The organism is Cyclobacterium sediminis, from assembly GCF_054781075.1.
In genome coordinates, this window is the sequence record NZ_BAAGVC010000010.1 from 70,724 (window position 1) to 83,671 (window position 12,948).

Sequence of the window (12,948 nt, forward strand, 5' to 3'; positions counted from 1 at the left end):
TCGTTTATAGGTCAATGTTTACCCCAAATGAAAGCTTTCTTTGGAATGGGTATGCCCATCCATTGCCTCCGTTAATGGCTTCAGGATCAATAAAGGATTTGATAGCTGAAAACTCATAAAGGTTCTCTCCGGAAGCAAAAACCCTAATTCTACTGGCTTTAACTTTGGAAACCCAATGCTCAGGTAAATTATATCCGATGGTAAGGTTCTTAACTCTTACATAAGCCGCATTTAAAAGATAGCCGGTTTGAGAGATGTCTAGGCCTGAACCGTAATTGGCATCTGCAAGCCAAGCCTGTAATACTGGATAACTAGAGTCTGTATTTACATCTGCCAATCCTGCGTCAATATAAGATTGACTGTGCTGTGCACGCATGGCATCACTGTCTGCCGCGCCTCTATAAAAATCTAGATTCCATGGATAGATATTGGCATAGGGTTGCTGGTATGGTCCCCAGAAAAGATAATGCCTTGGATAATAATCCTGCTTGCCTACGCCTTGAAGGAATAGAGAAACATCAAATCCATTCCAAGCCACACTTAGATTTGCCCCCAACTGGTACCTAGGACGGCTGTTCCCAATTAGTTTAAGGTCTTTAGGGTCATTGGCAGAAAGTCCTTCCTCAATCTTTCCATCGTTGTTAAGGTCCACATATTTAGGCCAGCCGGGAACAATGTCCAAAGCACCCCAAGGGATAATAGCAGATTGATCCAGTTGACTGATTTCATCTTCCGAGGCAAAAAGCCCATCATTGGTAAGTCCCCAAATTTCACCAACTTCCTGACCTACGCGGTAATTAGAAAATAAGCCTTGTTCATTTTCAAATCTGGTAATATAAGACCTGGAATCTGACACAAAAAACTTAGAAGCGAATTCAATGGGCTTCCCATATCCTCCAAATTGATTTCTATAATTCAATGAAAGCTCCCAACCTTTGGTTTGCAAATCAGCAGCATTTTGCTGTGGAGGAGAAGTTCCCAAAACACCAGGCAGTTCTACCGGATTGGTCAACATGTCTTTGGTATCTCGAATAAAATAATCAAAGGTTGCGAAGAACCTGTCTTCCCATAAGCCAAAATCGACTCCGAAATTGGTAGTCACTACTCTTTCCCAGGTATAGAAATTAGGATCAACTGCCAATAATGGTGAACTGGAAACAACCACTTGTCTATTATTATCGATTAAATAACTGGAAAGCCCTGTTGGCAAAGATTGCAAATAGCCAAAATTTGACACATTTTGATTACCTAAACTACCATAGGACGCCCTAAGCTTAAACGTAGGATCAGCCGTTAAGTCATTAAAGAAACCTTCATCACTTATTATCCAAGCTCCTGAAAGTGAAGGGAAAAAGCCCCATCTATTGGAACTTGGAAACCTTGAAGAACCATCATACCTGCCATTAAATTCCAGAATATATTTGTTGTCATAGGTGTAATTGGCCCTTCCAAAAACACTCTGAGTTGCATAGGAACTATAGCCTGGGGTGATAAAAGAATCACCTGTAGTCAAACCAATATAAGGTAAAGATGAAGAGATCAACACTCTTCTTTCTGACTGTACAGAGGAATAGGAATAACTTTCCTGATTATAACCGGCAAGCAAGCTGATCGTATGATCTCCAAAAGTTTTGGTGTAATTGCTGTACAAGTCAAAAATAGTATTCTGTAGATTACCATTACGTTGAACCACGGATCCATCTCCACCTTCGGTTCTTACATCATCCGGGCCAAAGCCAATATTGTAACTTTTGGTATTCCAACCATAGATCCATTGCTCTCTTTTGAAACTGGCATTTCCAGTAACCGTTAAGTCTCCGTCCAAAAAGGTACCGATGGCCCTAAAGATATTGTGAAAACCAAACATGTCTTCCACATTCCTTCCTCCGTCAACCAATCGTGCAGCCAATCTACCCGCATCTGTATTAGCCCAGGTTCCGTCCGGGTTTTCTGCCACTTCGATCGGGGTAAGTGAATAAATATCAGTAATGTTATTGGTAGACTCTTCTCGCTTTGTTTGATAAATATTTAGGTTGTTGTCTAATTTCAACCATTTCTTAGGTGTGGCAGTAATCCTTGCTCTTAAAGAGTACCTGTCCCAATTGTCGGGTTGCAATTTATTCATCCCATTTTCACGAGTGTAATCACCTGAGACATAATATGTCATGGGCATCCCTTCATTATTGGAACTACCACTGATGGACAAACTTTGGTTGGTAGAAAAACTTGAATTATTGAAAAAGTAATCGTACCAATCATTGTTTCCCATATAAGCCCACTGGTTTGGGTTATTGGGATCAACTCTAACGTCTTCAATTGTAGGGTCTTCAGACCTTTCCTTGGCCCAAGAATAATGATAATCATTGAAATTTATATAATTCCAAGGTGTATTGCTTGTGGCTTGATCCATTACCCTGCTATATATATAGGGGTCGGTTACCGGCTGAGGCATTACGGTCGGTTTTCCCCAGGAGAAATTACTGTTATAAGAAATAACTTGCTTGCTTCCCCCCTGTTTTGTGGTAATCAATACCACTCCAAATGCAGCTCTTGCACCATAAATTGCGGCGGAGGCAGCATCACGCAAAACTGAAAATGATTCAATATCGGCAGGATTCAATCGTAACAGGTCATCATATGCTGCTGCCACGCCATCAATTACAATAAGAGGCCCACCTCCATTAATAGATGTATATCCCCTTATATTGATATTGGGAACACTGCCGGGTCTACCTCCGGAATAGGTGATATTCAATCCGGGACTTGCTCCTTGCAAACTTTGCATTACATTTCCCACCGGGCGGTCAATAATATCTTCACCAGAAACTTGGTCTACTGCCCCAGTAAGATTTATTTTTTTCTGGGTACCATAACCTACCACAACAACCTGCTCAAGTAAGGTTTCCTCTGCTACTAAAGTAATGTTAATATTAGTTCTGTTACCTACGATTACGTTTTGGGTCTCAAAACCTATGAATGAAAATACCAACTCGGCTTGATCATTGGCTACTTCTATAGTATAAAGGCCGTCTAAATCCGTGATACTCACATTTCCACTACCTTTTTGGTAGACAGAGACTCCGGGCAAGGGGATGTCTTCAATTCCATCTTTTACAACTCCAGTGACCACTACCTGTGCCTGAAGTGTAAAAACGTACAGCAGGAAATAGGCTAAAAGCCCAATTTTCAAACTGATTTTCTTAAGTAATTGTAAAATTTTAACCATAAATTTTAAATATTAATTGGTATAGATTAAGTGTTTCTGCTTAATGGGTGCAAGTTAGTTGTTGAATATTATCAAAATATTAACTGACTTTTAAACTTTGTTTATTGAATATTCATTCAATATAAATTATAATAAAATTAGTAATTTTTAGATTAAATAATAAATTAGAACAATTATTTTCGCATCTTTATTATTAACTAAATTATGAAGACAGATATTAGAACAGTTCGGAAGAAGGAAATTATTGAAGGATTCTATGAACTGTGTAAGCGGGAAGGTTTAGAAAACGTATCTATAGCAAAGATTGGAAAACAGCTGGGAATGCCTCCTAGCTTGATCATGCATTATTTTTCAAACAAGCGCTTACTGGTTTTGGGACTTATCGATCATATTTTGCATCAATATCAATTGATCTACAAGCCAATTCTTTTAAAATTTGAAAAGGACAGCAGCCTTGACCCCAACTTATTGGTAAATAGGCTATTTTCAAGAGAGTGGAATTTATTATTTGATGATGGTGTATTCTTTAGTTGTTACGCCTTCATTTTTAGGGATTCAACCATTAGAAACGAGTATAAAAAATTGCACTTAAAGTTAAGGGGCACCTTAAAAATAATTCTTGACAAGGATAAAAATCTTTCGCAAAAAGACACAGATTTGTTAGCTGAAAAAATTTTCGTTGTTATTGAGGGAGCCTACTATTATCTTTCTATGATTGAAGAACCCAAGGAATACCAGCAAAAGTTAAACATCTTCAAAAACCAAGTGTTGGAACTCATTCAGATGAAACAAGAAACTACGAAATAAATGGATAAAACATCCACGTTTCTGTTGGTACCATTAATCATTTCTTCCTGAAAATGATACGATAACAAGACCAAGACTCCTAGCAAAATTTCCAAACAAGGAAAAAAACTGGTGCCTAAAATAATCCCTATTATTCCTATTTCTCCAAAATAAAATGTACTTCAAATATTATTAACCGCAAATAGAATTTTAAGGCCTTCTTTTAACAAATTATTTAAGCCATAATCATGAAATAAGTCAAAATTTTAACCATACAAAAATTAGTCTTTTTAAAGAATAATAGATTAATTTGGGCAAATATGAAAAAACGAAGGACTTTTGTTTTTAATCTCGTGAATTATTGGCAACATTTTATTATATTTTTTATATGCACGCTAATTGGTACAGCTTGCAATAATACAATTTCTCAAATTGAAGAACCGTCCCCCGAAGTTACCGCTGCATTAGAAAATGCAAGCATTATTTTAAACAATGGTAAACTAAATCATTCCTTTCATTATTTTGACAGTATTTTTACGCGTACCCCTAATAAAACTTATTTGGATCTATGGGAAGGATATAATTTTTACGCTACGCATTATTTAAAATATGAGTTTGACCTCATCAAGGCAGAACAATATTTGGACAGTATGTATTATGTCCTGAAAAAGGAAAAAAGGCTAGATAATTACAGGTATGTGCAAACCAGATTTATGGAAGGAGATATTTTAAAAGCCAACCACAAATTTAACAAGGCTTTTCAGAATTTTTATAGCGGTAGAGAGTATGCCCTTGAAAATCTTGACAATTGTAATGTAAGTAATTTAACCTACAGGTTAGGAATTTTTCGTTATGACCAAAAACAATATCAAGAAGCCATCCCTTTTTTCAAAAAAGCCATTGAAGAAAATAGGGCTTGTTGGGGCAATGGCAATATCATTCAAAATATTAATGAACCTCAACTGTACAGAAATACAATGGCGCTTTGTTATGAGAGGATGGAAAAATACGACAGTGCGGCCTATTATTATGTGGATGCACTGGCCTACCTGGAAGAGGTCAAACCACACTATCCTGAAAAGGAATTGTTCATTAATTCTGCCATTGGTGTAGTAAAAGGGAATCTTGGGGGAGTGATGGCCCAATTGGGCAATAGATCTGTAGCTAAGAACCTTTTAAAATCCAGCATTAGTATCAATAGCCAACCCAATTATGACCACAGTGATGCACAAACAGCCAAGCTCAAATTGGCTGATATCTATATAAAGAATTATGAATTAGCCAAAGCCAAAAAATATTTAGATGAATTGGATAAAGAATTACCTCAAGCTGAAATTAAAGACAGAAAGTATTACAATTCCTTACTCCGCTGGTATTTAGTAAAAGAAGCCTATTTTGAAAAGGTAGGTGATACAAGGAATGCATTAAATGTCATGAAGTCCTACCATCACCTGAATGACTCATTACAATTGATAGACAATAATTTAAGATTTATAGACATAGAAGGGTCCTTCAGAAATGCAGCTCAGAAATATGAGCTTTCCATTTTAAATAAGGACAATAAAATAAAGAATATTTACCTGGCAACAGCTGCGGGTTTTACCATTCTTTTAACTGTTTTTTTAATTGTAAATTGGTATAATCTTAAAAAATCCATAAAAGCAAACGACCTTATCCTCCAAAATAACCATGAACTTCAAGACACTTTGAATGCATTGGAGTTGAGTCAAGCAGAAAATGCCAAAATCATGTACATGGTAGCTCATGATTTGCGAAACCCAATTGGGAGTACCTTAATGATCGCTAATTTAATTTTGGAAGACCCTGATATTAAAGTAGAAAATAAATACCTTTTAGAAAACATAAAAACGTCCTGCAATAATTCAATGAATCTTATTACGGAAATGCTTCTTCCGAATAAAAAAGAGAACAAGATAACAAAAGAATCTGTGGAAATTGACAGACTACTGAAATATTGCGTTGAAATATTGAACCATAAAGCCCAAGAAAAACATCAAAAAATTCTCCTAGATATTTTTCCAGCTTCTGCTTTTATCAATAAGGAAAAAATGTGGCGAGTACTAACTAACCTAATTGCAAATGCTATTAAATTTACCCCAGGTGAGAAAACCATTAACATTTTAATGAAAAGTGCCAACGGGAATCTAACCATTATCATAAAAGATGAAGGTATAGGCATTCCAAATTCAATTAAAGATCAACTATTTGAATGGGATACCATGGGTAAAAGAGAAGGAACTAATGGGGAGAAACCTTTTGGAATGGGATTGGCCATATCCAGGCAAATCATTAATGCCCATCAAGGAAAAATATGGTTTGAATCTCAAGAAAATAAAGGGTCAACTTTTTATGTAGAATTCCCAATTAAAAGTTAGTTTTATTAAGGAGATATAAAGGGTAAATGAACCAATGTAACCTAAGTTATTCTCCTTAGAATTTTGAACATCCCCCCTCCCATAAGGCAACTGATTAATAATTATATAACTCACAAAATTCCGCTACTATAAAAGCTCGAATGTGAAAATAAATTTTCCAGGGTTATATGGTTTGAATTACATTTTTTTAATGCAATTTTGAGGCTTAAAATAAGCTTAGCATTGAATAACCTCTTGGAATGAACAAATACATTGACTTAATAAAGCAGACTTTCGATTTCCCTACAAAAGAATTTGAGGTATCGGAAAATCAACTTCATTTTAATGGCGTTAACCTTCTGGATATCATTGAAGAATATGGCACTCCCCTAAAGTTAACCTACCTGCCTAAAATCTCTGAAAATATTCAGAATGCTAAAAAGTATTTTGGCAATGCCATGAAAACCCATGACTACCAGGGTAGCTACACTTATTGCTATTGTACCAAATCCTCTCACTTTAGTTTCGTAGTAGATCAAGCACTTAAAAATGGAGTGCATATTGAAACCAGTAGCACCTTTGATATTCCTTTGGTAAGAAACTTATACGAAAAAGGAAAGATCACAAAAGACACCTTAATCGTCTGCAACGGTTTCAAGAGAGATCTATACAAACAATACATTTCAGAATTACTCAATGATGGGTTTGTCAATTGCATCCCCGTATTGGATAATATTACAGAGATAGATTATTACTTGGAACATGTAAAAGTTCCTTTTAAGGTAGGAATTCGAATTGCTGCTGACGAAGAGCCAACATTTGGATTCTATACCTCCCGATTGGGAGTTAGGTACAATGATATCATCAAATTGTATGAAGAAAAAATAAAAAACAATCCCAATGTAAGCCTAAAAATGCTTCATTTTTTTATCAATTCAGGTATCAGAGACACAGCTTATTATTGGTCTGAATTGACTCGATTCATTCAAAAATACGTTGAGTTGAAAAAGGTAGCTCATGAATTGGACACCATGGATATCGGAGGTGGATGGCCCATCAAAACCAATGTATTTTTCGACTATGATTATCAATACATGGCCGACCAAATCATTAAAAATATTAAATGGATGTGCGCCAAAAACAATACCATAGAACCAAACATCCTTACTGAATTTGGAAGTTATACGGTTGGAGAAAGTGGTGCTGTGTTGTATTCTATATTAGATGAAAAGCTGCAAAATGACAAAGAGTTATGGTACATGATTGACGGTTCTTTTATCACCCAACTCCCAGATAGCTGGGGGCTGAATCAGAAATACATCATGCTCGCGGTGAATAATTGGGACAAAGAATATCACAATATTTCACTGGGAGGACTGACTTGTGACAGTATGGACTATTATAATTCCGAATCCCATCAATTCAATATATACTTGCCTAAAAGAGAAAAAAACAATCAACAATACATTGGTTTCTTTCATACAGGTGCGTATCAAGAATCTCTGGGAGGGTACGGTGGTATTCAACATTGCCTGATCCCCGCACCCAAACATGTAATAATTGATAGGGATGAAGAAGGAAATATCAGTCATCAGCTATTTGCACCGGAACAGGAAAGCAATGATATGATGAAAATTTTGGGTTATTGACAATCTCCAGCTCCTTAGTAAAAAAAAAGCGCTTCCTTTAAAGGGAAGCGCTTTTTTTTGTTGGATAGAAAACTCAACACGCATGCATTTGAAACTAACTACGTAGTTTTTTTAGTGGTAAAAATAAGCTATGAAAATCTTTTCATAGCTTAAGTCAATTAACAATAAACCCAAAATAACCAAAGTTGTAATAGAAGGATTTGAACCTACCATGATTTCTCATCTCCGCTTCCCCTACGGGGTATTACAATTACCATTTCTTCCGATTTGGTATTACAAATATACCTATAAATATTATTTTACAAAAGTATTCGATACTTTTTTATATTTTTTTTTAACTACCCTAAATAACTAAAATAATTGAGATAACTATTAAAATTATAGTACTTACCATAAAATTTATTATCAAGTTTTAGAAAACCCTGCCAGAAGAAATTTGAAAATGTTTATTTTTTTTCCACCTATTTATCATTAATAATTATGAAATGGTCATTAAAGCCCGAATGTTGCCTAATCGAAAAGCAATCTTGATTAGGAAACTCTAAATTATTGGTAAAACCCAGGTACTGTCCCCTATTCATTACTGAATAAATGAATTTTTAAGAAGAACAAGACCTGTTCAGGCCTTGAATCATTAAGCACACAAATTGAATCACAATGTAAATAGGAATTAAGTGCTTATTCATTCAAAAAATAGACTTTGATGAATCCATTCAATTAAGCTCATCCATGGAATTATAAAAAAAAAATTATTGAACCCAGCCCAAATTAAATTGTTTTTAAACACGGTTAAGTCATCACTGCTAACCCTTTTTAGCGCTTGCTAAGTTAGGAAAGGTAGTAGCATTATTTTTTGTTCGGGATTCCTACAGCTTCCACAAATTAAACCCCTCCCTAAACCTATCAATGACTGGTTTTTAAAACCAAGGGTAAGGAGCTAAGTGTCTTCAAAATGTTTATTCTCGGAATGATGATTTTTTCAAAACACTAAGTCGAACCCAGGTTATTGAGCGTCATTAAATGTTATTTTCCAGACATTACCTCCTAACTTCCATCCCCCATATTCAATTACGTATAAATTTTCATCAATCAAAACAGCGTCTACAGGCTGGGTAAAACCGCTAGCTATTCTAAATGTATTCATTTTATAATTTTCTTTTTCTTTAGAAAATTGTAAATCTAACAGCAATAGATCTTCCCCTTCTGAAGTAAATGGTTGCATAAGTGCTGACTTATTGCCATTGGTATACCTAAGAACCATTGCTTTACCTTTATATTTACCCGGAAGTGCATGCCCATTATCAGAGACTAGACCCAGTGGAGAAGAGTGTGGAGTAAATGTCGTCATCCCCAGACCCAAATCTGATGCATCTTGAATTTCACCGGTGGTTTTATCCCTAAATTTATCAGCATCCGGACCATAATTCACTATACTTTTACCAAAGTTAATACCCTCAGGTTTTTTAGGAAACTGAGGATCATTGTAAAAATCATCCGGCCATGCTGCAGCCCCTTCATTTAAGAATGGATCCTTAGATGGGTCGGGAAACCAATCAGAATACTGCTGTGGTGTTTCCATACCGCCCATAATCCAAGGATAGCCATAATGAAAACCTTCTCGCACCCAATACATGTCCTCATTTTGGTCATAATCACCGGAGTTGACTACAGCCAAAAGTCGGCCGTCAGGGTCTAATGTTAGGTCATAGGCATTCCTAAGGCCTTCGGCATATAGGTAACCATTATCCTTTAGGTATTTAAGATCATCGGGAAGCAGTAGGTTTTCTGCTTCAATGGGAATACGGAATATTTTAGAAGTAAGGGCTACATCACGCGCGTCGGGATAAGCTCCTAAATTATCTTGAACTTCTCCATGATCGGTTCGACTACCACTTACTACAAATATACTCTTCCCATCTTCACTCACCTGCAAAGCAGACCAACCATGGTCGAACGGAGTATTCGTCGTACCATATTCTGCGGTTGTAAACATCATGGTCACTTGGGCAAGGCCTGATTTATCCCAGTTTACCCGCACCATTCTTCCCAAAGTTCCTTTATCCTCGTTGACCCTAACATTGCCGGATAAAAACAATTGTCCATTGTGCATGGTGGCTCCTTGAAGCCTAGTAATTCCATGCGCTGACAATTCAAGCATCTTTTCCAATTGGTGTGGATCTTCCATAGGTAGCCTATAAACATCTCCTCCAATGGTGGCATACCAGATATATTGATCTGGCCCTTCCCATATTCTCACCACCCTGGGGACTACCTTAGTAAAATGTTCAATTTCCAAACCCGGCACAAGGGGTTCAGGGTTAATTGCATTCGCTTCACTAGACTGCATTTCATTAAGCTGCTGAATAAAGCTCACCAAAGCCCATCGTTGGTCTTCTGTCAATAGGTCCTTAAATGAAGGCATAACACCTTTACCTTCTGCTATTTTATAGAAAATTTCTCCACCCGATTGAGCTTGAACTGTTTCGGAAGTCAAATCTGCAGGCTGAGCACCCATTGCTTGCCCGGCCGCTCCATCACCCCTTCCTCCCGCCCCATGACATGTAGAGCAATAAATTTGAAATAAATTTTTTCCTTTTTCTATGCTATTATTATCTACATCAGGCTGTTGAGGCAATGCTATTGAATCAGGTACCAACCAAGAAGCTTCTGATATTACTTTATTTCCACTAGGATTTTGACAGGAAATAGTGGTCAACAAATAGCATAAAAATATCAATAGAAAACGGCCATTCATAATCTTGGGTTTATAATTAAATTATTCCCATAATTTAAAAAAATGTTGGTAAGATTATATCGTTTCCTAATTATTTCTGTAATAAAAGCAAAATTAATATCAGTCTTTACACTTTTCTTTCCCTTTTTTGTCAATGAATTACTACTTATTTCATTTTGAAACTAAGGAATGAACAATAAAAATTTACTAACTTGGATTACTCCGATATAAACAACACTTGTTATTGCAAATCATGAAAAAACTAGTAGTAACCATAATTTTATTGACCGGAATCAACCTTGTTTCCAAGGCTCAAATAGGTGCCAACCAAATTAATATTGGCTTTGATGCAGGAGGCGTGCTCAATGAATATTATCAATCCCAATTCCCGGCGGGCTTTGGGGCTTCCGTTAAAGGTTTATTGGGTATGGCCATGAACTCACAATTTTCAGTTTCAGGGCATTATTTGTATTTCCCTTTAAATTCAAATAATATTCTTCCAAAAGGCGAGAGCATAAGCTTACACCAAATCCCTGTATTTGTTGGATACAGAGTATATAGGGAATCTTTCTTCTTTGAACCCCAAATTGGTGCAGCATTATTGATCAACAGTAGCAAAAATCAATTGGGTAAAACCTCTTCCAATGACTTTGAATTTGCTTTTTCTGCAGAAATAGGATACGTATTTAATCAGTTAGAATTCAGTCTTCGGTATCAGCAATCAGGAGGCTCACCCTTTCAATTGGCTTTTTTGGGAGCCAGAGTAGCTTATGTCTTAGTTGGTATAAACTAGTTTCTCAATTTTCTTAAGTGCTCTCCATATATATAAAATGCCTCTAAAAATCACTTAGAGGCATTTTATCTTTACTATAGTTTTTTATTTTCGATCATTGATTTGACAATCAAAATATTTTGAAAGATTACAGCAAACCTTTCCCTACCCCTACTTTGATTAGGTGGTATAAACGGAGTTGAACATCACATAATCAGTGGTAAGGTCTGATCCCCAGCCTGTAGCTTCTTGCTTTCCGGTATTTAGTTCTAAATGCACGATTATATGAGATTCTCTAAGCAGTTTTTTCATATAATTCTTGTCAAATTTCGTCGGAGCACCTTTTAGAAGCACCTGAACCTGGCTGTCGGCATCTCCAAGGTACAAATTGGCTTTTTTGTAATTAAAGCTGATACCTGCATTTCCACAAGCTGCAATAATTCTACCCCAGTTGGGGTCACGTCCAAACATGGCTGTTTTCACCAAAGTAGAGTCAGAAATAGCCCTGATAAGTTTCATGGCCACATTTTCAGAAATAGCCTTTGAGACCTTATACTCTATGAATTTTGATGCTCCTTCACCGTCAGAAACAATTAGCTTGGCCAAATGTGTCAAAAGTTCTTTCAGCTTCTCTTTAAATTTAAGGTATAGTGGATCCTCTTCACTGGTTATTTTTTCATTTCCGGCCATTCCGTTGGCTAAAATGGCTACCATGTCATTGGTAGATGTATCTCCATCCACGGTGATCATATTAAACGACCTGTCTACGCAATATTTAAGTGTTTTTTGCAGCAACTTCTCATCAATGGCTATGTCTGTTGCCAAGAAAGAAAGCATGGTTGCCATGTTCGGGTGAATCATTCCTGAACCTTTGGCCACACCACCAATTGCTATGGTTTTTCCTTCCCATTCAAAATCTACAAAACCCTCTTTAGCAAAAGTATCTGTAGTTAGGATTGCATTGGCTAAAAAAGAACCTGCCTTGGCATCGTTGGATAATTTTGGCACCGTGGTTTTGATTCCTTCCACCACATCTTCTGTAGGAAAAGGCTCTCCAATTAAACCTGTAGATGCTACAATCACATCTTCCGGGGAAATTTTCAAGGCAGCAGCTACCGTATCGGCCATCGCTTCTGCTCCTTCTCTCCCCTGCTCCCCTGTACATGCATTGGCATTTCCCGCGTTGCAAACTATCACTTGGGCTTTGTTATTGGAAAGATTTCGTTGGGTAACCTTGATAGGTTCCGCCTGAACTTTATTTTGAGTTAGTGTAGCCGCTGCTGCCGCAGGTACTTCCGAAAATATGATGGCCAAATCCCTTCTCATGGATTTTACTCCGGAATGAGCCCCCCAACATTTAATTCCTTTTACACTGGTTATATTCTTAATCATTAGATATTTTTTAT

At 36.7% G+C, this 12,948-nt stretch carries 7 protein-coding genes; 4 read left to right on the forward strand and 3 right to left on the reverse strand.

All coding sequences use genetic code 11. From position 1 onward, the window contains the following. Nucleotides 1-4: 4 nt before the first annotated feature. Entirely contained in the window at nt 5-3,226 is a 3,222-nt protein-coding gene (locus tag ACYVHJ_RS11850) for a SusC/RagA family TonB-linked outer membrane protein (protein WP_460515015.1), read from the reverse strand. A gap of 204 nt (nt 3,227-3,430) precedes the next feature. On the opposite strand from ACYVHJ_RS11850, the gene ACYVHJ_RS11855 reads away from it, so the two are divergent. The 3 genes from ACYVHJ_RS11855 (at nt 3,431) to ACYVHJ_RS11865 (ending at nt 8,036) form a co-directional block, all read left to right on the forward strand. Continuing rightward, entirely contained in the window at nt 3,431-4,033 is a 603-nt protein-coding gene (locus ACYVHJ_RS11855; protein ID WP_339903396.1) for a TetR family transcriptional regulator, read from the forward strand. Between the two features lie 299 nt (nt 4,034-4,332). Next, nucleotides 4,333-6,408 (forward strand): tetratricopeptide repeat-containing sensor histidine kinase, encoded by a 2,076-nt coding sequence (locus tag ACYVHJ_RS11860; protein WP_460515018.1) that lies wholly within the window; start codon nt 4,333-4,335, stop codon nt 6,406-6,408. Between the two features lie 239 nt (nt 6,409-6,647). Beyond that, nucleotides 6,648-8,036, forward strand: a complete 1,389-nt coding sequence (locus ACYVHJ_RS11865; RefSeq protein WP_460515020.1) for an arginine decarboxylase — start codon at nt 6,648-6,650, stop codon at nt 8,034-8,036. Between the two features lie 1,003 nt (nt 8,037-9,039). On the opposite strand, the gene ACYVHJ_RS11870 is transcribed toward ACYVHJ_RS11865, so the two are convergent. Next, nucleotides 9,040-10,791, reverse strand: coding sequence for a c-type cytochrome (locus ACYVHJ_RS11870; protein WP_460515022.1), 1,752 nt, complete (start codon nt 10,789-10,791; stop codon nt 9,040-9,042). A 232-nt stretch (nt 10,792-11,023) separates the two neighbouring features. On the opposite strand from ACYVHJ_RS11870, the gene ACYVHJ_RS11875 reads away from it, so the two are divergent. Further along, nucleotides 11,024-11,563, forward strand: coding sequence for a hypothetical protein (locus ACYVHJ_RS11875; protein ID WP_460515024.1), 540 nt, complete (start codon nt 11,024-11,026; stop codon nt 11,561-11,563). 159 nt (nt 11,564-11,722) lie between these two features. Here the strand turns inward: ACYVHJ_RS11875 and argJ are convergent, their stop codons facing one another. Beyond that, the gene (argJ, locus tag ACYVHJ_RS11880; RefSeq protein ID WP_339904691.1) at nt 11,723-12,934 is read right to left on the reverse strand and encodes a bifunctional glutamate N-acetyltransferase/amino-acid acetyltransferase ArgJ; all 1,212 of its coding nucleotides are present in this window, start codon (nt 12,932-12,934) and stop codon (nt 11,723-11,725) included. Nucleotides 12,935-12,948 lie beyond the last annotated feature (14 nt).